Source organism: Streptomyces sp. bgisy100 (genome assembly GCF_057709105.1).
In genome coordinates this window covers 17,933-40,213 of sequence record NZ_JBYITE010000033.1, presented here as the reverse complement: position 1 = coordinate 40,213, position 22,281 = coordinate 17,933, and the positions used below count along the sequence as shown (strand labels likewise).

Annotated in this window: 22 protein-coding genes; 16 read left to right on the top strand and 6 right to left on the bottom strand. The window is 69.7% G+C overall.

Annotated elements, in window-relative coordinates; all coding sequences use genetic code 11:
• The first annotated feature begins 12 nt into the window (after positions 1-12).
• From AC3EQ1_RS21350 to AC3EQ1_RS21310, 9 genes are all read left to right on the top strand, one after another.
• On the top strand, positions 13-189 hold the full coding sequence (locus AC3EQ1_RS21350) for a DUF397 domain-containing protein (RefSeq protein WP_432095942.1): 177 nt from the start codon (positions 13-15) through the stop codon (positions 187-189).
• Positions 190-309: 120 nt separating this feature from the next.
• Complete coding sequence (locus AC3EQ1_RS21345; RefSeq protein ID WP_432095941.1) at positions 310-519, top strand: hypothetical protein; 210 nt, start codon at positions 310-312, stop codon at positions 517-519.
• Between the two features lie 3 nt (positions 520-522).
• Positions 523-1,059: a DUF6879 family protein gene (locus tag AC3EQ1_RS21340; RefSeq protein ID WP_432095940.1), complete on the top strand. Its 537-nt coding sequence runs from the start codon at positions 523-525 to the stop codon at positions 1,057-1,059.
• A complete protein-coding gene (locus AC3EQ1_RS21335; protein WP_432095939.1) occupies positions 1,056-1,898 on the top strand; it encodes a helix-turn-helix domain-containing protein in 843 nt (280 codons plus the stop codon). Before AC3EQ1_RS21340 ends, AC3EQ1_RS21335 begins: the two co-directional genes overlap by 4 nt.
• A gap of 375 nt (positions 1,899-2,273) precedes the next feature.
• The gene (locus tag AC3EQ1_RS21330) at positions 2,274-2,816 is read left to right on the top strand and encodes a class IV adenylate cyclase (protein ID WP_432095938.1); all 543 of its coding nucleotides are present in this window, start codon (positions 2,274-2,276) and stop codon (positions 2,814-2,816) included.
• A 26-nt stretch (positions 2,817-2,842) separates the two neighbouring features.
• Complete coding sequence (locus AC3EQ1_RS21325; protein WP_432095937.1) at positions 2,843-3,919, top strand: radical SAM protein; 1,077 nt, start codon at positions 2,843-2,845, stop codon at positions 3,917-3,919.
• Positions 3,920-3,985: 66 nt separating this feature from the next.
• Positions 3,986-4,522, top strand: coding sequence for a DUF6879 family protein (locus AC3EQ1_RS21320; RefSeq protein ID WP_432095936.1), 537 nt, complete (start codon positions 3,986-3,988; stop codon positions 4,520-4,522).
• A 72-nt stretch (positions 4,523-4,594) separates the two neighbouring features.
• Complete coding sequence (locus AC3EQ1_RS21315) at positions 4,595-5,218, top strand: sugar O-acetyltransferase (RefSeq protein WP_432095935.1); 624 nt, start codon at positions 4,595-4,597, stop codon at positions 5,216-5,218.
• Between the two features lie 111 nt (positions 5,219-5,329).
• Positions 5,330-5,941 (top strand): DUF4291 domain-containing protein, encoded by a 612-nt coding sequence (locus tag AC3EQ1_RS21310; RefSeq protein ID WP_432095934.1) that lies wholly within the window; start codon positions 5,330-5,332, stop codon positions 5,939-5,941.
• A gap of 338 nt (positions 5,942-6,279) precedes the next feature.
• On the opposite strand, the gene AC3EQ1_RS21305 is transcribed toward AC3EQ1_RS21310, so the two are convergent.
• Together AC3EQ1_RS21305 and AC3EQ1_RS21300 are read right to left on the bottom strand one after the other, a co-directional pair.
• Complete coding sequence (locus tag AC3EQ1_RS21305; RefSeq protein ID WP_432095933.1) at positions 6,280-6,636, bottom strand: hypothetical protein; 357 nt, start codon at positions 6,634-6,636, stop codon at positions 6,280-6,282.
• Positions 6,637-6,863: 227 nt separating this feature from the next.
• Positions 6,864-7,541 (bottom strand): class I SAM-dependent methyltransferase, encoded by a 678-nt coding sequence (locus tag AC3EQ1_RS21300; RefSeq protein ID WP_432095932.1) that lies wholly within the window; start codon positions 7,539-7,541, stop codon positions 6,864-6,866.
• A 524-nt stretch (positions 7,542-8,065) separates the two neighbouring features.
• Between AC3EQ1_RS21300 and AC3EQ1_RS21295 the strand changes: the two genes are divergently transcribed.
• The 5 genes from AC3EQ1_RS21295 (at position 8,066) to AC3EQ1_RS21275 (ending at position 13,457) form a co-directional block, all read left to right on the top strand.
• Positions 8,066-9,208: a translation initiation factor IF-2 gene (locus AC3EQ1_RS21295; RefSeq protein WP_432095931.1), complete on the top strand. Its 1,143-nt coding sequence runs from the start codon at positions 8,066-8,068 to the stop codon at positions 9,206-9,208.
• A gap of 164 nt (positions 9,209-9,372) precedes the next feature.
• On the top strand, positions 9,373-9,777 hold the full coding sequence (locus tag AC3EQ1_RS21290) for a hypothetical protein (RefSeq protein ID WP_432095930.1): 405 nt from the start codon (positions 9,373-9,375) through the stop codon (positions 9,775-9,777).
• 109 nt (positions 9,778-9,886) lie between these two features.
• Complete coding sequence (locus tag AC3EQ1_RS21285) at positions 9,887-10,477, top strand: carbonic anhydrase (protein ID WP_432095929.1); 591 nt, start codon at positions 9,887-9,889, stop codon at positions 10,475-10,477.
• 110 nt (positions 10,478-10,587) lie between these two features.
• The gene (locus tag AC3EQ1_RS21280; RefSeq protein WP_432095973.1) at positions 10,588-12,255 is read left to right on the top strand and encodes a SulP family inorganic anion transporter; all 1,668 of its coding nucleotides are present in this window, start codon (positions 10,588-10,590) and stop codon (positions 12,253-12,255) included.
• A gap of 149 nt (positions 12,256-12,404) precedes the next feature.
• On the top strand, positions 12,405-13,457 hold the full coding sequence (locus tag AC3EQ1_RS21275) for a hypothetical protein (protein ID WP_432095928.1): 1,053 nt from the start codon (positions 12,405-12,407) through the stop codon (positions 13,455-13,457).
• Positions 13,458-13,748: 291 nt separating this feature from the next.
• Here the strand turns inward: AC3EQ1_RS21275 and AC3EQ1_RS21270 are convergent, their stop codons facing one another.
• Entirely contained in the window at positions 13,749-15,089 is a 1,341-nt protein-coding gene (locus tag AC3EQ1_RS21270) for a DUF445 domain-containing protein (protein WP_432095927.1), read from the bottom strand.
• Positions 15,090-15,347: 258 nt separating this feature from the next.
• On the opposite strand from AC3EQ1_RS21270, the gene AC3EQ1_RS21265 reads away from it, so the two are divergent.
• On the top strand, positions 15,348-16,673 hold the full coding sequence (locus tag AC3EQ1_RS21265) for an SGNH/GDSL hydrolase family protein (protein WP_432095926.1): 1,326 nt from the start codon (positions 15,348-15,350) through the stop codon (positions 16,671-16,673).
• 354 nt (positions 16,674-17,027) lie between these two features.
• Here AC3EQ1_RS21265 and AC3EQ1_RS21260 read toward each other — a convergent pair whose 3' ends face one another.
• Genes AC3EQ1_RS21260 through AC3EQ1_RS21250 form a run of 3 tightly spaced genes read right to left on the bottom strand, consistent with a single transcriptional unit; the run spans position 17,028 to position 19,692 of the window.
• Positions 17,028-17,999, bottom strand: a complete 972-nt coding sequence (locus AC3EQ1_RS21260; RefSeq protein WP_432095972.1) for an ABC transporter ATP-binding protein — start codon at positions 17,997-17,999, stop codon at positions 17,028-17,030.
• Between the two features lie 15 nt (positions 18,000-18,014).
• Positions 18,015-18,899: an ABC transporter permease gene (locus AC3EQ1_RS21255; RefSeq protein WP_432095925.1), complete on the bottom strand. Its 885-nt coding sequence runs from the start codon at positions 18,897-18,899 to the stop codon at positions 18,015-18,017.
• A complete protein-coding gene (locus AC3EQ1_RS21250) occupies positions 18,892-19,692 on the bottom strand; it encodes an ABC transporter permease (RefSeq protein WP_432095924.1) in 801 nt (266 codons plus the stop codon). The genes AC3EQ1_RS21255 and AC3EQ1_RS21250 overlap by 8 nt, the downstream gene beginning before the upstream one ends.
• Before the next feature lie 303 nt (positions 19,693-19,995).
• On the opposite strand from AC3EQ1_RS21250, the gene AC3EQ1_RS21245 reads away from it, so the two are divergent.
• Positions 19,996-22,254: a transglycosylase domain-containing protein gene (locus tag AC3EQ1_RS21245; RefSeq protein WP_432095923.1), complete on the top strand. Its 2,259-nt coding sequence runs from the start codon at positions 19,996-19,998 to the stop codon at positions 22,252-22,254.
• The last annotated feature ends 27 nt before the right edge of the window (positions 22,255-22,281 follow it).

The following is a 22,281-nucleotide window of genomic DNA, read 5'->3' as shown; positions in this document are numbered from 1 at the left end:
AACCGCCCGTGGATGGTTCAAGTCGTCCTACAGCGGGGGAGCGGGACGGAGTGCGTGGAGGCTGCGTTCGCATCCGACAGCACCCTGGTCAGGGACTCCAAGGACCCGAACGGCCCGGTGCTCGCGTTCTCGGCTACCGCCTGGGAGCACTTCGTCAGCGCCCTGCGGCATGGCGATATCGGCTCGTAGGCCGAGGGGCGGTCTGCAGAGCGCTCTACCGCCTCTGACGCTCTGTTGTGTTTCTCGCACGCAGGGCTACGGTACGCGGCGAGCCGGCCTCACGGGCCGGGACGAACGAGAGGAATCGTCATGGCACGAAAGCTCCGCTTCGTGGGCAGCACCTCCGACAAGACAGGGTGCCCTGCGATCTTCGAAGACGTCGACACGGGAGACATCGTCATCCAAGGAGACGAGATCACCGACGCCGAGACGCGAACCCAGATGTACGGCTACAGCGAGGGCGAGACTCTGATCGTCGTCCCGCGTGAGCTGATCACCCGCTTCGCCCCGAAGGAGTAGCCAGTGGCAGACCTGATTGCGTTCTCGGAAGTCGCCCACTACTTCGACGACTTCGAGCACACTGCCTGGCGGCTGGAGTCTCGCCGGGGCTATGCCGGCGACCGGCAGTCGGCGGAGTACCAGCAGTTCCTTCGCGGCGAACCCTCCGACGAGGACTTGACCGATCCCTACTACGTGGCTCGTCGCGAGCAGGCGTCTGCGGGAAAGCGCTTCGAGCGCGTCCGCATCGTCGACGACCCGCCCACGGAAGGGCAGCTCTATCTCCTGCATCGCGCGCAGTTCAACATCAGCGCTGGTGAGGACATCCGGAACCTCCACCGGTCGGACGCTGTCCGCCTGGGCCTGCCCGACAGCGACTTCTGGCTGTTCGACTCCCGGACGCTGGTGACGTTCCGCTTCGATGCCGAGGACCACATCCTCGGCGTCCAGGTGAGCGAGGATCCTGAGGAGGTCGTCCGTGCGTGCCAGATCCGTGACGCCGCATGGCATTACGCGATCCGGCACGCGCAGTTCAAGGCACAGGTACTTTCCCGTGTGTGAGCACTGACTTCCAGCATGCCCGGGTCGCCCTCGGTGCGCGGCTGCGTGAGCTGCGCACCGAGGCTGGGCTCACCGTGCGGGAGCTGGCCTCTCTCTGCGCATGGGCGCCGTCGAAGGTCTCGAAGCTGGAGAACGCCAAGCAGACCGCGACGCTCGCTGATCTCGACACCTGGGCTCGGGGTGTTGGTCAACCGGAGTCCTCCACGGAGCTGAAGGGACGACTGCGCGGTCTTGAGTCGACCTACCGGTCATGGCGTCGGCAACTGGCTGCGGGACACCGCGGCGTTCAGGACGCCATTGGTACGCAACACGACAGGACCAGTCGATTCCAGGGCTTCACCGCCTCGGTCATCCCCGGCATCTTCCAGACGGCCGACTACGCCCGCAGCGTTCTCTCCCGTTACGCGGAGCTGCACGGCGTCGAGAGAGACATCGAGGACGGCGTCAGATCCAGGATGCGCCGCCAAGACGGCCTGTACTCGTCAGGCAAGGTCTACCGTGTCTTGATCTGGGAAGCAGCCCTTCACGTCCAGATCTGCACTACAGACACCTTGACGGCCCAGCTCGACCGCCTCATGTCGGTCAACGGCCTGGACACCGTGTCACTGGGCATCATCCCCCTCGCCGCACCAGTCAGGATCGCCACAGGGGACGACTTCTGGATCCATGACCGCCGGCTCGTCATCGCTGAGTCATGGCACACCGAGATGTGGCTCGACTCCTCCGAGGACGTTGCTCTCTACAGCAGGGTCTGGGACACCCTGAACGCGGCAGCGGTGTACGGACATCACGCGCACCGTTTGATCGCCCGCGCCAGGGCCTCCTTGGAACTCACCTGAGCAACACCACGAAACGCGTCGCAGGCGATGAGAAACATTGAGAAACATGGCGGCTGACGAGAAACGTCACTCCCTATCGTCCTCCTCATGAGCAAACCCTCACCGTTTGCCTTCCGGCCTCGGCCTGAAGGGGGACGTCGCAGCGCACTGAGGGCAGTTCGTCAACACGTAGTCCCCCACCGGAGGAGACCTCGGCACAGGTCGGGCTGGTCAGACGCCTCCGCGTAACGTGCCTACCGGTTCACCGTGACCAGCGACAGGTGCTCCCCGAAACCCCAGCAGCAGTTGCGTAGTTGGCTTCCAGAGGGTTCTCAGGCGTCGATCCCCGCGCAGCCCACATCTCCCCCACCGAGCCCAAGGAAGGCGAGAACAACCGTGACACTGGCGACTGAGTACGAAGCAAAGGTGCTCGACATCGATGTGGCGCTCATGACGGCGAACATCCGTGAACATGGTGGGATCCACATCAAGGACCGAACGATGCGGCGCTACGTCTACGACATCACTCCCGACGACCAGTCCAGGTGGATTCGCCTCAGGCACGATGGCAGCCAGGCAACTCTTTGCGTGAAGCACATTCTGTCCGACGCGATTGACGGAACTCGCGAAGCGGAAGTGGTCGTCTCCGACTTCAACACAACACACACACTGTTGAACCTCATGGGATTCACCCCAAAGGCATATCAGGAGAACCGTCGAACCTCGTACATGCTGCGAGATGTACGTCTCGAAATCGACACATGGCCGCTGATTCCCCCATACCTCGAGATCGAAGGAGATTCGGTGGACGAGGTTCATGGGGCAGCAGAGCAACTGGGAATCACGCCGGCCACACTTACCGCTGCGAACACTACCGAAATTTACGAGCGGTACGGGCATGACCTCGCAAGCATCAAAGAGTTGCGATTCACCGAGTAAGCCTTACATCTACGAGGTGATTGACCTTGCTCGACGAAGACACGGACACACTGCCTGTCACAATCCAGCCAGACCGCACCGTACGAGTCAAAGTCTTGGACAACTGCGGCCTCGCCTGCACGTTCTGCCACAATGAAGGAACAGCAGTAACAGCCGACAACACTCCCGGGCGTTCTACCGGCCGGGTCTCAATCTACTTGGGAACCAATGGCGCGAGCTTCCTCCCCGCGCGAATCGAGCCAGGGCTTGATTTTGCCGTTGCTCTCGCCGCCATGAAAGGAACCATCGAGACGGACGAAGTTCACTTCACCGGAGGTGAACCAACGCTGCACCCAAGGCTCGACGACATGGTGCACCTGGCTGGCAAAGTTGGCCTCGCCGTCGGCATCACATCCAACGGCGAAAACGGCGCCGCAGTAATCCCCGCCTGCGCCAAAGCGGGGCTTTCGAAGATCAATTTCAGCGTCTTCGGTACAACTGCGGGGGAACTGGCATCCATCCAGGGCGGGAAGTATCGGTCCAGCAAGCTTGCCGATCGGAAGCTTCGGGCACTGAGCGAGTCCATCGAGACTGCGGCGGCCTGCGGAGTCAGTTCATCAGCAAACATCGTCGTCCCCGACTCGAAGCACATCGACAGAGCTTTGCGACTGGTCGAGCAACACGGCCACTCGGTCACGGTCAGGTTGCTGAACTCTCTGTCGGGGGGCGACGCATCCATCAATGCCGTAAACGCCGTACTCCGCGAGCTGGGTGCGGTGCCCGTACGACACGTGTTCACGGCAGGTGCTTCGGGCTGGCGCACTCAGTACGAGCTTCCCGACGGCAACGCCGTGTGCTTCAAACGAATCCGCCAAGTCCGCCTACCAGAGACATGCACGGGCTGTCGTTTCAACAACGGAACTGAGTGTGAAGAGGGCTACTACGGAATCCGCCTCTACCGCGCTCAGGAAGGTCCGTTCATGGTGGGCGTGTGCATCCAACGCATGGACTTATGCATGACGCTCGGAGAGTTCACCATGAGTCGGGTAGGCCACGAAGTGCGTGAACTCCGCAGGTCCGAGGAACATCGACTTCGGCAACGGTTCAACAACCGAATCGACTAATCCAATTCTCGACTGCCCGATCAAAGCTTCTCATCGAGAGACCACCACTACCAGCCTTGGAGAGTGATGACGAATCTGACCCCCTTCGCCGAAGCTACGTCCTACTTCAGAGAGTTCAAGCACACCGCGTGGCGCCTGGAGACCCAACGGGGCTATGCCTCAGACCGGGCTTCAGAGAAGTGGCAGAAGTTCCTGCGCGGGGAGCACATTGCTTACGACCCGACTCAGCCGTGGCAGTCCAATGTCCGATTGCAGTCGGAGGCAGGCAAGCGCTTCGAGCGGGTACGGCTGGTCGACAACCCGCCCACCGAGGGGCAGCGCTTTCTGCTTCGCTCCGGGCTCGCCAATGTCGAAGCCGGCGAGGACATTCGGAACCTCTATCGGTCTGACGCGCTCCGCATCGGCCTGCCGGACTACGACTTCTGGCTGTTCGACTCTCGCACTGTCGTGAAGTTCTCCTTCGACGACGAGGGAACCAATCTGGGTGTCGAGATCATCGAGGATGCCGCGACCGTCCTTGCCGCATGTCAGACCCGGGACGTGGCATGGCACTACGCAGTGCCCACCATCGAATTTCAGACCCAGCTACGGTCCACAGCCTGACCGTATAACCTGATGACAGCTCTACTTTCCTCGCTCCTGCCGCTCCCCAGCTCTGACGAGAGGACCGCCCCCATGGGTGAGAACAAGCAGCGCATGCTCGCCGGTGACTGGTATCTGCCCGACGATCCCGAGCTGGTGGCCGATACGCGGCGGCGGGTCGAGCTGTGTGAGGAGTACAGCGCGGCTGCCTCGACGGCCACGCCCGACGTGCGCCACAAGATCCTGGAGCGGCTGCTCGGGTCCGTTGGGGAGGCGGTGGGGATCCGGCCGCCCTTCCGGTGCGACTTCGGGTACCGGATCACCATCGGTCCGCGGACGTTCATCAACTTCGGGGCGGTGTTTCTCGACGCCGGGCCGATCCGCATCGGGGCGGATGTGCAGATCGGGCCGAACGTGCAGCTCCTCACTCCGACCCACGAGCTGGACACGGAGCGTCGGCGGGCCGGCTGGGAGCGGGCGCTGCCGGTGACGATCGGGGACAACGTGTGGCTCGGCGGCGGAGTGATCGTGTGCCCGGGAGTGACGATCGGAGAGAACACCGTGGTCGGCGCCGGAGCCGTGGTCACCAAGGACCTGCCGGCCGGTGTGCTGGCCGTCGGCAATCCGGCCCGGGTCATCCGTGAGCTGGAGCCGCGGTCCGGAGAGCTCGACGGTCGGCCCGCTGACGCCACTGACGATCGGCCCGCCGTCGGCTGAGGCGAATCCGGCATCGCCGTTCATCGAGTCGGGCAGGCCGTGGCCGTTCGTGAGCCGGGCAGGCCGTTAATGCGTGGCATCGTCGCAGGCAGTGGGCCCATTCTGGGGCGCATGCAAGAACCCAAACACCAGATCCGGGCTCTCCACACGGAGTCGACCGTCACCGTCTACCAGGCGTACGCACCGGGCCTCGGCCTGCCCGCCGCCCGCGACGGGCGGTTTCCCGCTGCCTGGAAGCGGGACCGGATGACGTGGATCAAGCCGTCGTTCCTGTGGATGATGTACCGCTGCGGCTGGGGCACCAAGCAGGACCAGGAGACCGTGCTCGCCGTCGAGATCACCCGTGAGGGATTCGAGTGGGCTCTGCGGCATGCGTGTCTGTCGCACTACGAGCGTGGCGTTCACGCCGATCTCGCTGCCTGGAAGCGGGAGTTGCGTCGCGCACCGGCGCGGGTCCAGTGGGATCCAGAACGCGATCTGCACTTGCGGCCGCTGCCGCACCGGTCGCTTCAGCTCGGGCTGTCGGGCGAGGCCGCGCGGAGTTACGCGGACGAGTGGACGGTGTCCATCACCGATGTGACGCCGCTCGCCCACCAGGTGCACGGTCTGGTCCGAGAAGGCGCGTTGGACGCCGCGGCGCGGCTGCTGCCGGAGGAGCGTCCCTATCCGGCCGCGGAGGAGCTTCTGGTGCACCTCGGGGGAACGGGGCAGGTTCCGGCGTAGAACGGGGCGGGCGCTCACCACGTCCCGGTACGGCACCGCTCTGTGTGCCGACCACTTGGCGTGGGCCGACCACTTGGCGCGAGGTGGGCCCCCGTCACTCAAGGCCTGGTTCGTCAGTGGCCCGGTACTGGAAGACCGGCAGACAGGTGGCTCCACCCCTCAAAGCCGGGCTCCGCCCCCGTCCGGTCCTCCCAGCGGGGACAGGCTCCTCGCCGATTGCAGCGAGGAGCCTGTCGGCGAGTTCAGGCGTACTACGACCGAGCCTGTAACTCCGGCCCCGGGCCTCGGTTTCGACGGATCAGTTCTCCGGCGAACCTACCCAGTGGACTGATCAGGCCCTAGAAGATGGCGGTAATGCAAGAGTCCACGATCCAGCCCTTGTGGCCGTGCCACTTCACCTGCTGCCAGGTCTTACCGGTGTCTCCGCATGCCTTCCAACGACCGCCGGCCACACCGTTCAGGTCGCGGGTGGCGAAGACCTTGCCCTCAGGGATAGTTCCCAGAGCAGCAGACGCGGTCGTCCGCTTCGCCCGCACAGTGAGGGTGGCCATAGCCTTGACCTTCCACGCCCCAGCAGTGCTCACCTTCGCGGCCTGGGTCGTCGAAGCCGTGCCTGCCGCAGCGACACCGCTGGTCAGGGTGGTGCCCATCACGGCTGCAGCAGCGACGACGAGCGCTGTGCACTTCTTCTTCATGCGCGTATTCCCCTAAATACCTACATCGATTGCTCACGACAGAGCCGGCGATGCTGAGCTTGCGTCAGCTGTCGCGGCCGTGCTCGCTCCATGTAGCTAACACCAAAATGATCAAGGTGCGGTAAACGCAGATCGCGGCCCACAGACGCGCTGCCGGAGGGGCCGCTGCCGCTCTCTCCATGGAGCACGATGGCGGCAACTCAGCGCGCTCTCACCCCAGGCCGGATTCAATCAGCGGCTTCGTTGCGGAAGACCAGCAGACAGCGCCAGAAGAGGAGTCTGCGGAGGGTGCGGCCGGGCAGCAGTTCCGCCGAACGCTGCCGGATCTCGTCGAAGGAGACAGCCGGGGGCTTCACCGGGGCCCGTACCTCGCTCACGTCCGGAGCACGGCTGCTCAGTCGCTCCGACATCGCCACCGCGAGCCTGGACGCCGCGTTGACCGGTGCCGCGGCGAGGCTCCAGGCCCAGTCGGTGGCGGTCCGCTCCGGGTAGCAGCCCAGGATCACCAGGACGCCGCCGGGTTTCAGGGCGTCCCGCAGCCTGGAGACCGTGTCGAACGGCATGTGGTGGAGGCAGGCGAGGCACGAAATGAAGTCGTAGGAGGCATGAGGAAGTTCGGCTTCGGTGAGGTCGGCATGCCGGAAGCGGGGCTCCGTGCCGACTCCCTGACGCGACTCCCGCCGCGCCTCCCGGTACGTCCCCCGGCGGGCCTCGGGGTACGCCTCTCGGCGGGCCGCCTCGATCGTCTCCTCCGACGCGTCGATCGCGTCGACGTCGATGCCCAGGGCCGCGAGCCGGCGGGCGAACCGTCCGGTTCCGCAACCGACGTCCAGAGCGGTGCGGCACCCCGCGGGGACGTGGCGTAAGAGGAGACGGTGGTAGTGGTCGTTGTGATCGAACGGCATGGGGGCGAGCCTGTCACGCGAGCCTCCCGCCCTCGCTGCCAGTGGTGCGAGACCGGGCCCCAGGGCGTCGGGCGACCGAAAGGAAGCCCACCGGGTCCCCGTCCACCGGGCCCCGGTGAAGCATGACCGGGGCCGGGGCCGCCGGGATGCGGTGGGGCGCGTGGCTACCCAAGAACCCTGGTCAAGGACTCCTCCCCACCCCACCCACCGACCTGTCGCGCGACATCCGGCAACCTGTCGCCCATTCGGGTGAGTTGGGGTCGTACACGCGATCCCGGCCGCTACGCTCGGCCACACATCCCCTACATACGACGGCCCCCGGCCGGGACGGCAATCCCGATCGAGGGCCTGACCGATCAGGAAGCAGAACCTTCCCGATGGCTGAGCCGCAGCTTAGCGCGCCGCCGTGCGCGCCCACAGGTTTACCGACAGCACCGCCGACAGCAGCGACACCCCCTGCGCCCGGCCCGTCCGGCGGCGTTCCGTCCGGTGGTGTTCCCTCCAGTGGCGTTCCTTCCAGTGGCGTGCCGTCCGGTGTCACCCACGTCCGCGCCCGGCACACCCGCGACTTCACCGTGATCGCCAACCGTCTCGCGCAGCGGGCGGGCAGCGCGGTCACCGTCGGGGTCGCCGTGTATGTCCTCTCGCTGCCGGACGGTGCTCCCATCAGCATCAAGGCCCTCTGCGCGCACTTCTCCGAGGGCGAGATCCTGATCGGCCGCGCCCTGCGCGAGCTGGAGGCCGACGGATGGATCGAGCGGCGGGTGGAGCGTACGGCCGGTGGCCGGATCCGCACCCGGACGTTCTTCTACGACGATCCGGCGCGGCGACACCGGGAGCCGATGCCCGAGCCGTACGCGCTGCACAAACCGAACGGGCCACACCGACCGTACGGGCCGCCCGCACCCCCGGCCCCAACCCCGGTCCCGTCCCCAGCCCCGGCCCCGGCCCCGGCAACCGCTCGCGTCTCCGGTCCGGACCGGGCCCCAGTCCTGGCCCCGCTCCCGGACCCGGCCCCGGCCCCGGTCCCGGAGGACCCCCCGCACCCGGTTCCGCGGGCAGCACCCGCCTCCACCGCTCCCACCTCCACCACGCCCGCCTCCCCCGCCGCCGTCTCCCTCACCCCTTCCTCCGAGGCTGACGCCGCGACCGCCGTGCTCGGCGCGCTGCGGGTGCGGGACGCGCGGCTGTTGCTGTCCGAGCGGGAGATCCGGCAGCTCGTTCCGGCCGTCGTCGGGTGGATGCGGCTCGGCGCTCAAGCAGCCGAGATCGTCGAGGCGTTGACCATCGGCCTTCCGGCCCGTATCGACCGGCGGCCCGCCCGGTTGCTGGCCTACCGGCTCCGGACGTGCGCGCCATCCCGCCTCGGGGACGCCACGACGGACACCACAGCGGGCACCACGACGGGCGCCACGACGGGCACTGGAGCGGGCAGCGCTCCGGGCGCCGTGATGGCCGTACCGCCGCTGCAGAACTGCGACGGCTGCGATCGGGCGTTCCGGTCTCCGCGACCCGGCAAGTGCCGTGACTGCCGCGACTCCCCCGACTTCCAACACCCTGAGGGCGGCACCAACGAACGTACCCAGCCGGGTGATTCCGGACGCGAAAGCCCAGGCGGTACCGGATGCGAACAAACACGGAACGCCACTGTCATGTACGCGCAGTGACGAATCGGTTGCTACTCCCCCGTAACGCCGCATGTGATCGAAGTCAAGTGCCGCGACGCTCACAAAGTCTTAACGAATTGCTGACTTTCAGGCAGTCGAAGTGTCACAGTGATCGGCAAGACTCAAGTCCCGCACTGTCGTGGACACATAGGAGGGGAGGGTGCATGACAACGCGTCGCGGCGTACTGCCTCATGTCGTCACGGCCCTCACCGCCTTCCTGTTCGCGGGGCTGCTCTGCTTCCTGGTCACCATGTCCTCGGCCCTGCCCGAGCCGATGAGCCGGGTGAGCAGCAGCGCCGGAGCGGCCGACCTGTCGTCCGACCCGTGCTGGGACCATCCCGAGACCCCCTACGGGCACTTGCCGCAGCACCGCGGCGGCCGCTCGTACGGGCCGCCCACGGCCCATCCGCCGCCGCAGGACCGCCGGGCCGCCACGGCCTTCGCGCAGTTCAGCGGCTCGGACTTCGCGCTCTCGCACCGCCGTGCCACCGCTCATGCGCCTCCGCACGGCCCGCCCGGCCTCCGCCCCGCAGCACGGCCCGCCGTACTGCAGGTGTTCCGCCTGTGACCGTTCCCGTCGGCTCCCGCACGGCATTCGCCACGCCACTCACTTGCGATCCGACCAGGACGACTCACACCGCGCGACCTTCGACCGGGCGCGCTGGAGGAACACCCCTATGCACAAGTACATCGACAGCGTCCGCGCCTTCCGGCAGCGAGCCACCGCGAACCCCGACGAGCTCGGGCCGCTCGCGAACGGCCAGTCCCCCGACGCCCTGTTCATCACCTGCTCCGACTCCCGCGTGATCCCTTCGCTGATCACCGGCTCCCGCCCCGGCGAGCTCTTCGAGCTCCGCACGGCAGGCAACATCGTTCCGGAGCGCCTCCCCGGCAAGCCCTCCAGTGAGGCAGCCACCATCGAGTACGCCGTCCAGGTTCTGGGCGTCTCCGACATCGTCGTCTGCGGTCACTCCCACTGCGGTGCGGTGGGCGCGATGGTGCGCGGCGACGATCTGTCCGCCGTTCCCGCCGTCCGCGACTGGCTGGACACCACGCCCGCGCCGGCGTGCAAGGCCCCGGACGCACCCGACCTGGCCGACGCCGTCCAGGACCACCTGCTGCGCCAGCTCGAGCGCCTGCGCGACTACCCGTTCGTGGCCCGCGGTCTGGCGGACGGCAAGCTGAACCTGCACGGCTGGTTCTACGAGGTCCACACCGGCACCGTGTTCGCGCACCGCGCGCACGACGACTCCTTCCTCCCGCTGTGAGCGCCGACGCCCGCGAGCGCGGGACACACAACAGCGAGACACACAACAGTGAGACGCACAACAGCGGGGCCCACAGCAAGGGCCGGACGACCAGTGGCGGGTCGGGGGGACTGCTCTCGCGGGCTCCCTGGCGGCGCGGGGAGCGTCCCGACCCGGGGACGCTGCGGGCCGACCTCATCTCGTCCGTCGTCGTCTTCCTGGTCGCCCTGCCGCTGTGCGTGGGCATCGCCGTGGCCTCCGGTGTTCCGGCGGAACTCGGCCTGGTGACCGGCATCGTCGGCGGCCTCGTCACCGGCTTCCTGCCGGGCAGCAGCCTCCAGGTCAGCGGCCCCGCGGCCGGACTGACCGTGCTCATCCTCGAAGCCGTCAACGAGTTCGGGGTCGGGGCGCTGGGCGTGTTCGTCCTGATCGCCGGAGTGCTCCAGCTGGCCATGGGCGCGCTGAAGCTCGGCCGCTGGTTCCGGGCCATCTCCATCTCCGTCGTGGAGGGGATGCTCGCGGGGATCGGACTGGTGCTGATCGCCGGTCAGCTCTACGCCCTGGCCGACGCCAAGGCGCCCGGCTCCGGCCCGGCCAACCTGGCGGGCCTGCCCGGTCTGGTGATGCGGACGGCCGGTTCGCCGGAGGCACTGACCGCACTCGGGCTGGGCGCGGGCACGGTCGCGGCGATGGCCCTCTGGAAGCACCTGCCGCAGAAGGTGCGGATCGTGCCGGCCCCGCTCGCGGCGGTGGCCCTGGCCACGGCCCTGGTCGCGGTGTTCCAGCTGCCGGTCAAGCGGGTCGAGGTCAAGGGGCTGCTGGGCAGCATCCAGCCGCCGTCCCTCGACGACGTGAGCGGGCTGCTGAGCGTCGGTGCGATCGGCACCGTGCTGGCGATCACGCTGATCGCGTCCGCGGAGAGCCTGTTCAGCGCGGCGGCCGTGGACCGGCTGCACAACGGCCCCGGCACCGACTACGACAAGGAGCTGATGGCGCAGGGCGCGGGCAACACCATCTGCGGCGCCCTCGGCGCGCTGCCGATGACCGCCGTGATCGTGCGCAGCGCGGCCAACGTCCAGGCGGGGGCGCGCACCAAGGCGTCCCGCGTGCTGCACGGGGTGTGGCTGCTGCTGTTCGCCGCCCTGTTCCCCGCGGCGCTCGGCCTGATCCCGGTGGCCTCGCTCGCCGGCATCCTCGTCTTCTCGGGGTGGAAGCTCATCCCGGTGCAGCAGTTGGCGCCGCTGTGGCGGGAGCACCGCGGTGAGGCGCTGGTCCTCATCGCGACGGCCGTGGCGATCGTCGCGACCAACATGTTCGAGGGCGTGATCATCGGGCTGCTGCTCGCCGTGGCGAAGACCGCCTGGGAGACCTCCCATGTGCACGTCCGGGTCGAGGACCGGGGCGCGGCGCCGGCACATCAGCGCGAGGTCGCGGGCTCGGTCCCGGGGAGCGTCAAGGCCGGGCGCGAGGGCGCGTCCGGGCAGGAGCGTCCGGCGGACGGCGGCACCCTGGTGCCGGGTCCCCGGGCGGCGGCCGACGACGCTCCGGCGGCGGACGGCGGGACGCCGGTGACGGACGGCCCGCCGCTGCGGGTGGTCATCTCGGGCAACGCGACGTTCCTGCGGCTGCCGCGGATCCTGGACACCCTGGAGGCGCTGCCGACGGACCGTCCGATCGAGCTCGACCTGCTGGACCTGCGGCACCTGGACCACGCGTGCCACACGGCGCTGCTCAACTGGACGGAGCGGCACAACAACCAGGAGGGCGACGCCCGGGTGCTGATGCCCTCGGCCGCCTGACGGGACCACGTGACAAGGCCCGTCCGACGGGGTGGCTGACACCCCGTCGGACGGGCCTTCGCCTACGCAGCGGCAGGAGGCCCCGCAGTCCTCGAAAAATCGTTCGAAGAAATGGGAACCTTCCGTACCGCCGGGCCGTCGTGAAGATCATGATCGATCCCAGCACCCTCACCGTCCCCCAACTCGCCGATGCCTGGCGGAACATCCACACCGTGTCCCCCGCGGAGGAGGCGGACCCCCTCGTCCTGGACTGCGCCCGCCGTCTCGCTGCCGATCCGGGCGGGGAACAGGCCCGGGTGTGGGTGGCCGGACTGGTGACGATGACGGGGTATCTCGCCTGGCGCCCCGGGCGGCCGGCCGAGCAGGCGGCCCTCGACGCCCTGCACGCCGCGGTGAAGGCGCTGGACGGGCAGCCCTGTTCGCACGACAGCCACCCCTTCCAGGCCGAGATGGACGCGCTGGAGGACGAGATCTGGCTCGGTGACACCGGGCTGCTGACCGGCGAGCGGACCACGCAGGACGGCGACACCGACCCGGAACGGGTGCTGTGCCCGGGCAACGTCGCGGGGTGGGCCCGCCTCGCCGCGGACGTGATCGCCCCGTTCTCCGTCCGGCGCGTCCCCGTGGGAGCGCCGGAGTACCACGAGATCTGCCGGAAGACCCTCTCGGGGATCGTCAACGACTACCCCTACTGCGACCCGCACGAGGAACTGACCGACGAGGCCGACGGCCTGCCCACCCGGCCGACCCGTGGCACGCTGGCCGGCTTCCTGGTGACCATGAACGCCACCTGCTGGTACGCGACTTCGGAGCGGGTCACGGAACGCTCGGTGCTCGAAGCGATGATCAAGGGCGTCGAAGAGGCCGTACCGCTGCTGGACGACCGCCCCTGCACGCACGCCCCGGGGGACCACCCCGGCACCCGCGATCCGGACGCGACGAACAGCGCCGGCTACCAGCTCCGCAGCCCCGGCGGCCGGGCCGAGATCGCCGAGTACTACGGGTGGGACGAGGAGGACGAGGAGGAGCACGAGGACGTGGCCCTGGACGCCTGGGTGTGCCCCGACTTCCTGCGGGGCCTCGCCGAGGACACACTCATCGAGCTGAGGAGCGGGCTGAAGGCGTTCGGGACGGCGGACGGCGACGAGCCGGAGGCGGACGCTCCGGCGGCGGACGTTCCGGAGACGGACGACGCGCCGTAGGGCTACGCACGTCGACGGAAGGCGGCCGGACAGCGGCGGCCGACCGGGGAGCGGCTGGACGACGGACGGCCGCGCCCCGGCAGCAGGCGCGCGAGAACGCGATCCCTCACCGGGACGCCGGGACACTGGGACGCGGGGAAGTCGGAACGCCGGGAAGTCGGAACACCGGAACGCGGGACGCCGGGCACCTCACCGGCGTCCCCGAGGCCCGCCGCGTCCCGGACCCGGCGGCTCAGGCCCCAGGGCTCTGGACACGGAGGCTCAGGCCCCCGGAGCTGGGGACACGGAGGCTCAGGCTCCCAGGGCCCTGGAGACCGAGTAGATGACCAGTCCGGCCAGCGCGCCGACCACCGTGCCGTTGATCCGGATGAACTGCAGGTCCCGTCCGATATGGGCCTCGATCTTGCGGGAGGTCTGCTCCGCGTCCCAGGCCGCCACGGTGTCCGTGATCAGCAGGGTGATCTCGTTCCGGTAGGTCGTCACCACATGGACCGCGGCGTCCTCCAGCCAGCCGTCGACCTTGTCCCGCAGCCGCTCGTCCGACGCCATGCGCGTGCCCAGGGAGATGAGGCCCGTCCGGGTCCGCAGGCGCAGTTCGCTGTCCTCGTCCTCGGCCGCCGCCACCATCATGGCGCGCACCGAACCCCAGGTGGAGGCGATGAGTTCCTGCACCTCGGCGCGGTTCACGATGTCCCGCTTCAGCCGTTCCACCCGCTCCCGGGTGTCCGGGTCCCGCTGGAGGTCCAGTGCGAAGTCGGTGAGGAAGCGGTCCACGGCGCCGCGCGCCGGGTGGTCGGGCTCGTCGCGCATCTCGCTCGCGAACCGCAGCAGTTCCTTGTAGACGCGCTCCCCGACCCGCTTGTCGACGAACCGCGGCGTCCAGCCCGGGGCCCCGCCGGTGACCGCCTCCATCACCGAGTCGCCGTGCCGCACCAGCCAGTCGTGGGCGCGGACGCACACCAGGTCCACGACCCGGCGGTGCCCGTCGTCGGCGAGGAGCCGCTCCAGCATCCGGCCCAGCCCGGGGGCGATCTCCTGGGCCTCGGCACGCCGGGTGACGGCCTCCCCGACGACCGCCTGGACGTCGGAGTCCCGCAGCACCGTCAGCGCGCCGCGCAGCGCGGTGGACAGTTCCCCGGTCACCCGGGCGGCGTTGGCGGGCTCGGCCAGCCAGGCTCCGAGCCGGCTGCCGATGCCCACGGCCCGCAGCCGCTGCCGCACCACGTCGGAGGAGAGAAAGTTCTCACCGACGAAATCACCCAGGGTCTGCCCCAACGTGTCCTTTTTCGTGGGGATGATGGCGGTGTGCGGGATGGGCAGGCCCAGCGGATGGCGGAACAGCGCCGTCACCGCGAACCAGTCGGCCAGCGCGCCCACCATGCCCGCCTCGGCCGCGGCGGCGACATATCCGGCCCATGACCCGGCGCCCGCGGCGCGGCCCCAGGCGGCGAGGCCGTAGACCACGGCGACGAGCAGCAGCAGGCCGGTGGCGAAGGTCTTCATCCGCCGGACGCCGCGCTGCCGCTCCGCGTCCGCGGCGCTGTAGAGAAAGGCGCCGCGGGTCGCCGTCACCCGTCCGGCTCCATCGGCTCCGACTTCTTGATCGGCGCCGTTCGACTTCGTACGATCCATGCGCTCCACCCGTCCGCACCGTCCCCCCGTGCATTGTTCCCATGTGACGTAGTTAATGGCCGTACCCACGGAACGAACCAGCGGTTCCCGGCGTCTCTGTGGACGGGACAAGGAACCCGGCCCCCGGCCGAGGAGGAGTCCCGACCATGGGATCATGATGGGTCCGTAGGACCGCGCCACCGCAGTCGCCGCCAACCGGACATCCACACCCCCGCCAAACGGAGCCTCGGGCTCCCTGTCCGAGGAGACACACCGCGCATGGCCATGCGCCACGCTCGCTTTTCACGCAAGCACCTTGGCTTGCTCGCCGCGTTCGCGGCAGTGGTGATCATCATTTCCACCACGATCTACATCGGGGTCGGTGGCCGGGAGAACAGCCTGGGCACGACCGCGACCAAGCCCCGGGGCGGCGCCGCACAGGCCTCCGCCGGCACCTGGGTCGGGACCTGGGCCACGTCACCCGCCGCAGCGGAGCCGAACACTCCGGACGGGTACGCGGGCATGTCCATCCGTAACGTGATTCACACCAGCGTCGGCGGCAACGGCGCCCGCATCCAGCTGTCCAACCTCTTCGGCAAGCGGCCGCTGACCATCAGCCACGCCACGCTCGCCGTGGCCGCCGCGCCGAACAACCCGACCGCGGCGCAGGGCACCATGCGGCGGCTGACCTTCGCCGGCAACTCCTATGTGACGATCCCCACCGGGCAGTCGATCGTCAGCGACCCGACCCGGCTGGAGATTCCGCAGGCCGCGGACCTGCTGGTGACCACGTACTCCCCGAGCCCCTCCGGGCCGGTCACCTACCACCCGCACGCCCGGCAGATCTCCTACCTGGCGCGCGGCGACCGCGCCGAGGACCCGGCCGGCACGACCTACACCGAGCAGACCCCGTCCTGGCGCTACCTCACCGGGGTGGACGTCCTCACCAACGAGGCGCGCGGCGCGGTCGTCACCCTCGGCGACTCCATCACCGACGGCATCACCTCGACCGCCGGCGGCAACCGCCGCTGGCCGGACTACCTGGCCGAGCGGCTGCGCACCGAACCCGGGGCGCCCCGCTACGGCGTGCTCAACCAGGGCATCAGCGGCAACCGGGTGCTGACCGACGGCACGAAGTTCCCGCCGGACAACCCCAGCGCGCTGAGCCGGGTCGAGCGCGACGTGCTCGGCGGGACGGGCGTGAAGGCGGTCGTGGTCGAACTCGGCGTCAACGACATCCTGCGCAATCCGGCCCGAGCCGACGCAAAGGAAATCACCGACGGACTGCGCAAGCTGGTGCAGCAGGCGCACTCCCGCGGACTGCGGGTGGTCGGCGGCACGCTGATGCCGTTCGGCGGCCACCGCGGCTTCACCCCGCGGCTCAACGCCGTGCGGGAGCAGGTCAACGCGGAGATCCGCGCGGGCCGGGTGTTCGACGAGGTCGTCGACTTCGACCTGGCGCTCCGCGACCCGGCGGCCCCGATGCGGCTGCTGCCCCGCTTCGACTCCGGTGACCATCTGCACCCGAGCGACGAGGGCTTCCGCCAGATGGCGCGGGCCCTGAACCTGGAGCACCTGAAGGGCTCGGCCCCGGCCTCACTCTGACCCGTCCCGCTCCGCGGCACCACCGGCCCCCGGCTCTCATCGAGCCGGGGGCCGCTGCGTGTCCGGCCTCGGGCAGGGCCGCTGCGTGTCCCGCCTCGGGCAGGGCCGCTGCGTGTCCCGCCTCGGGCAGGGCCGCTGTGTGTCCGCCTCGGTCAGGGCCGCTGTGTCCCGCCTGCGGCGGGGTGCGCGGCCATGTAAGGCCTACGCCGGGATGCGTGGGCGGGCAGCCCTACGGCGGGGCGCGCAGGCCGGGCAGCCCTACGGCGGAGTGCGCAGGCCGGACAGGCCTACGCCGGGGTACGCGGGCGGGGCAGGCCTGCGGCGGGGTGCGCGGACGGCCCCGCCCGCCGCGGCTCAGACCGCCGACCGGTCCGCGTACATCGTGGCGATGACGTCCTCGATCGCCGGTTCCCGCACCGACAGGTCCACCAGCGGGTACTCCGCGGCCACCGCCGCCACCACCGGCGCCGCGCTGCTCGCGGCGGGGAACGCCAGCCACTGCCGCGGGCCGTCCACCTTCACCGTCCGGGTGCCCGGGATGCCGTCGATCGGCGGCAGTTCGCGCTCCAGGTCGACCACGAGCATCCGCTCGCTCTCCCCCACCGCGTGCAGCCCGTCCAGCCCGCCGTCGTACATCAGCCGGCCGTGGTCGATGACCATCACCCGCTCGCACAACTGCTCGATATCGGTGAGGTCGTGGGTGGTGAGCAGCACCGTGGTGCCGCGCTCCGCGTTGAGATCCCGCAGGAAGCCCCGCACCTTCGCCTTGCTGACCACATCGAGCCCGATCGTCGGCTCGTCGAGATACAGCACATCGGGATCGTGCAGCAGGGCCGCGGCGATGTCGCCCCGCATCCGCTGTCCGAGCGACAGCTGACGGACCGGCACCTCCAGCAGCGGCGCCAGATCCAGGAGTTCGACACAGCGGTCCAGATTCTCCCGGTAGCGCGCGTCGGGGATCCGGTACATCCGGCGCACCAGGGCGTACGAGTCCCGCAGCGGCAGGTCCCACCACAGCGTCGTCCGCTGCCCGAACACCACCCCGATGCGCCGCGCCAGCCGGGTGCGCTCCTTCGCCGGGTCGATGCCCGCCACCCGCAGCCGGCCGCCGCTCGGGACCAGGATCCCCGTCAGCATCTTGATCGTCGTCGACTTGCCCGCCCCGTTGGGGCCGATGTAGCCGACCATCTCGCCGCGCGCCACCCCGAAGGACAGCCCGTCGACCGCCCGCACCTCGTGCCGCTCCCGGCGCAGGAACCCGGCCTTCCGCCGCACCTCGAAGACCTTCTCGACGCCGTCCAGATCGATGAAGCGCGCCTCGTCCACCGTCACCACCAGCCCTCAGCTCCCCGTACTCCGGTACGACCGCAACCCCACCCGCCACGCCGCGCCCGCCAGCGCGCAGCAGACCACCGCCACCACGGGCGACCCGAACGCCGCCGCGTCCGGCAGCCCGAGCGGATCCTCCCGGCCCAGCACGTACAGCGCGGGCAGCCAGTTGACGAAGGCCAGCGGCACCACGAACGTCACGCCGCGCAGCAGGTCCTTGGAGAACAGCGTCGGCGGATACTGCAGCAGCGTGTTCCCGCCGTAGGTGAACGAGTTCTGCACCTCGGCCGCGTCCTGCGCCCAGAACTGGAACGCCGCGCCCAGCACGAACACCGACGCGAAGATCGCCGCCCCGCTCAGCAGCATCAGCGGCACCAGCAGCAGCCGCAGCGGCGTCCAGTCGATGTCCAGCCGGGCCAGCGCCCAGCCCAGCACCAGCAGCCCCTGACTGATCCGGCCCAGCCGGCGCAGCGCGAACCGGTCCGCCGCCACCTGCGCCAGCACCGGCGCCGGCCGGACCAACAGCGTGTCCAGCGTGCCGTCGCGCACCCGCCGGCCCAGCCGGTCCATGCTGCCCATCGCCAGATCGGCCAGCCCGAACGCCACCCCCGAGGTGCCGTAGAGGAAGGCGACCTCCGGCAGCGTGAACCCGCCCAGCACCGTGATGTGCGAGAACATCAGCAGGATCGCCGCGAAGTCCAGGGCCGTCGCCGCGAAGTTGCCGAACGCGGTCATCAGGAACGACGCCCGGTACGTCATCGTCGACCGCATCCACATCGCCACGATCAGCCCGTAGGCCCGCACCCCCGCCACCAGCGGCCGGTCAGCGGGCCACGCCTCGGACGCGGCCCCACCGGACGTCGCGCGGTCCACCGCCGCCCCGGGAGTCTCAGCCACCCTGCACCACCACCTTCCGGGTGGCGACCGACTGCAGCGCCCGCCCCGCGCCCAGCAGCGCCACCGCCCAGGCCACCTGGAAGAGCAGCGCCCCGACCAGATCCCAGCCCACGGCCCGGCCGAGGAACACATCCGACGGCACCTGGAGCAGCGCCGAGAACGGCAGCACCCGCGCCAACTCCCCCAGCCAGCCCGGGAACAGCGGCAACGGCAACAGCATCCCCGAGAAGAACACCGACACCAGATTGGCCATCTGGCTCACCCCGTTGCCGTCCAGCAGCCAGAACGCCGTCAGCACCACCAGATAGCGGATCGCGAAACTCACCACCACGCCCAGCGCCACCGACAGCAGGAACAGCGCCCACACCGCCGGGCGCACCGGCAGCACCAGCTCGAACGCCAGCCACCCGAGCACCATCGGCAGGATCCCCCGGCCCAGCAGGTGGAACGCCGCCCGCCCCAGGTCCGCCGCCAGCCACCACAGTTGGAGATCCGCGGGCCGGTACAGGTCGATCGCCACGTCCCCGGTGCGGATCCGCTCCACCAGTTCGTCCGAGAAGCCGCCGCCCATCATCGCCGAGGTCATCAGCAGCGCCTGGCCCAGCCACACGAAGGTCAGCGCCTCCGGCAGGCCGTAGCCGCCCAGCCCCGGCCGCTCGTCCCACAGCGCGATGTAGGTGTACGACATGATGAAACCGAAGACGGTGTTGGTGAACACCCCCGCCGCCGTCGCCACCCGGTACGTCGCGAAGCGCCGGAAGCCGCTCACCGCCACGGCCGCGTACAACCGCATGCCCGCCCCCCATGGCCGTCCGCCCGTCCGCACCAAAGTGCAGGAGCCTAGCCCAACCGGCGGACGCACTGCCATCGATTAGTCACTCGTTGGAGTGGCGGGAAAGAGCCATTCGGCCTGTCACGGAGCGGTATCGGGAGCGCGGCACCCGAAAGGTACTGGGCAGGTGATGCAACAGTTCCCGACGTGGGTACCCGCCTGCGAGAGCCCGCCCGCAGCGGGAACCAAGGGGAGTACGAGCGACCACCGACACGACACCCCGCCGCGGCAACCCCCGGCGGTGGCCGAGGAGTCCCTGAGTACATGAGTCACGATCCGGAGGAGTGGCGATACGGCCGGGGAAGCACCTCCCCGGGCCGGCCGGCCCAGGACGGCCGGCCGCCGAGGCCGCGGCGCACCGGACTGCGCCGGCTCCTCCCCACCTGGCGGACGGTCCTCGGCGGACTGCTGCTGGTCCTGCTCCTTCTCACCGGCGCCTTCGTCGCCGGCTATCTGCTCGTCGAGATCCCTCCGGCCAACTCCGCCGCCGTGAAGCAGAGCAACGTCTACCTCTACGCCGACGGCTCCCCGCTCGCCCGGGACGGCGAGGTCAACCGGGAGAACGTGCCCCTCAGCCAGGTCCCCCGCACCGTGCAGCACGCCGTGCTCTCCGCCGAGGACCGGGACTTCTACTCCGAGTCCGCCGTCGACCCCCAGGCCATGATCCGCGCCGCCTGGAACACCGTCACCGGCAAGGGCAAGCAGTCCGGCTCCACCATCACCCAGCAGTACGTCAAGAACTACTACCTGGCGCAGGAGCAGACCGTCACCCGCAAGGTGAAGGAGTTCTTCATCGCGATCAAGCTCGATCGCGAGGAGAGCAAGGACGACATCCTCACCGGCTACCTCAACACCAGCTACTTCGGCCGCAACGCCTACGGCATCCAGGCCGCCGCCCAGGCCTACTACGGCACCGACTCCGACAAGCTGACCACCGGCGAGGGCGCCTACCTCGCCGCGCTGCTCAACGCCCCCAGCGCCTACGACGTCGTCGCCCACCCCGAGAACCGGGGCCGCGCCGTCGCCCGCTGGAACTACGTCCTCGACGGCATGGTCGACAAGGGCTGGCTCGGCCCGGCCGAACGCGCCGGCATGGCCTTCCCGACCCCCGGCCGCAGCAAGGCCCCCGCCGGGCTCTCCGGCCAGCGCGGCTACCTCGTCGAAGCCGTCAACGCGCACCTCGCCGAGCAGCGGATCCTCGACGCGGACACCCTCCAGGGCGGCGGCTACCGGATCACCACCACCCTGCAGAAGCCGAAACAGCAGGCGCTCGTCGGCGCCGTGCGGGACCAGCTGATGAACCGGCTCAGCGAGACCCGCCCGGTCGACCGGTACGTCCGGGCCGGCGGCGCCTCCATCGACCCCGCCACCGGGCGGATCGTCGCGATGTACGGCGGCATCGACTACACCAAGCAGTACGTCAACAACGCCACCCGCCGCGACTACCAGGTCGGCTCCACCTTCAAGCCGTTCGTCTTCACCTCCGCCGTCCAGCACGGCTCCACCACGCGGGACGGGCAGCGGATCACCCCGAACACCGTCTACGACGGCACCAACAAGCGCATGGTGGAGGGGGCCGACGGCGCGACCGGCTACGCCCCCGCCAACGAGGACGACAAGGACTACGGGGACATCAGCGTCACCGAGGCCACCGACAACTCGGTCAACGCGGTCTACGCGCAGATGGGCGAGGACGTCGGCCCGGACCGGGTCAAGCGGACCGCGATCGCCCTCGGCGTACCGGAATCCGCCCCCGGGCTCCGCGGCGCACGCCAGTCCGTCGCCCTCGGCGTGGTCAACGCCAGCGTCCTCGACATGACCAAGGCCTACGCCACACTCTCCGACCACGGCCGGCACGGCACCTACAGCCTGGTCTCCAAGGTCACCAAGGGCGGCCAGGACCTCACCCTGCCCGACCGGGGCGGCGTCCGGCAGGCCGTGCCGCGCGAAGCCGCCGACACGACCACCTCGATCCTCCGCGGCGTGGTGGAGAGCGGCACCGGCACCGCGGCGCGGTCGGCCGGACGCGAGGCCGCGGGCAAGACCGGCACCGCGGAGGAGGACAAGGCCGCCTGGTTCGCGGGCTACACCCCCGACCTCGCCACCGTCATCGCCGTCATGGGCCAGGACCCCGACACCGGCGAGCAGAAGCCGCTCTACGGGGCCACCGGACTGCCCCGGATCAACGGCGGCGGCTACCCCGCGAAGATCTGGGGCCAGTACACGGCCGCGGCCCTCGCCGGAAGCCCCGCGAAGTCCTTCGACCTGGATCTGGAGAGCGGCGCCGAGCCGTCCGGCAGCCCGTCCGGAAGCCCCTCCGGGGAGCCCTCGGAGTCCGGCGAGCCCCCCTCGTCGCCCAGTGTGCCGGGCACCCCGCCGCCCTCCGTCCCGCCGACCTCACCGCCCCCGCCGGCCACCGTCACGCCCACGGCCCCCACCGAGGTCCCGAGCCCCACGGCCACCACACCGGGGGACGGAACGGACATCTTCTTCCCCGACGGGGAGCCCTGGGACCGGCCGTAGGGCGCTGGGTCCTCGGCCGAGGGCCCT

What these genes read in the sequence shown, in the direction of transcription:
- AC3EQ1_RS21350 (WP_432095942.1), top strand. Translation starts at nt 13, where the DNA reads ATGGTTCAAGTCGTCCTACAGCGGGGGAGCGGGACGGAGTGCGTGGAG.
- AC3EQ1_RS21345 (WP_432095941.1), top strand. Translation starts at nt 310, where the DNA reads ATGGCACGAAAGCTCCGCTTCGTGGGCAGCACCTCCGACAAGACAGGG.
- AC3EQ1_RS21320 (WP_432095936.1), top strand. Translation starts at nt 3,986, where the DNA reads ATGACGAATCTGACCCCCTTCGCCGAAGCTACGTCCTACTTCAGAGAG.
- AC3EQ1_RS21315 (WP_432095935.1), top strand. Translation starts at nt 4,595, where the DNA reads ATGGGTGAGAACAAGCAGCGCATGCTCGCCGGTGACTGGTATCTGCCC.
- AC3EQ1_RS21310 (WP_432095934.1), top strand. Translation starts at nt 5,330, where the DNA reads ATGCAAGAACCCAAACACCAGATCCGGGCTCTCCACACGGAGTCGACC.
- AC3EQ1_RS21305 (WP_432095933.1), bottom strand. Translation starts at nt 6,636, where the DNA reads ATGAAGAAGAAGTGCACAGCGCTCGTCGTCGCTGCTGCAGCCGTGATG.
- AC3EQ1_RS21300 (WP_432095932.1), bottom strand. Translation starts at nt 7,541, where the DNA reads ATGCCGTTCGATCACAACGACCACTACCACCGTCTCCTCTTACGCCAC.
- AC3EQ1_RS21290 (WP_432095930.1), top strand. Translation starts at nt 9,373, where the DNA reads ATGACAACGCGTCGCGGCGTACTGCCTCATGTCGTCACGGCCCTCACC.
- AC3EQ1_RS21285 (WP_432095929.1), top strand. Translation starts at nt 9,887, where the DNA reads ATGCACAAGTACATCGACAGCGTCCGCGCCTTCCGGCAGCGAGCCACC.
- AC3EQ1_RS21275 (WP_432095928.1), top strand. Translation starts at nt 12,405, where the DNA reads ATGATCGATCCCAGCACCCTCACCGTCCCCCAACTCGCCGATGCCTGG.
- AC3EQ1_RS21270 (WP_432095927.1), bottom strand. Translation starts at nt 15,089, where the DNA reads ATGGATCGTACGAAGTCGAACGGCGCCGATCAAGAAGTCGGAGCCGAT.
- AC3EQ1_RS21265 (WP_432095926.1), top strand. Translation starts at nt 15,348, where the DNA reads ATGGCCATGCGCCACGCTCGCTTTTCACGCAAGCACCTTGGCTTGCTC.
- AC3EQ1_RS21250 (WP_432095924.1), bottom strand. Translation starts at nt 19,692, where the DNA reads ATGCGGTTGTACGCGGCCGTGGCGGTGAGCGGCTTCCGGCGCTTCGCG.
- AC3EQ1_RS21245 (WP_432095923.1), top strand. Translation starts at nt 19,996, where the DNA reads ATGAGTCACGATCCGGAGGAGTGGCGATACGGCCGGGGAAGCACCTCC.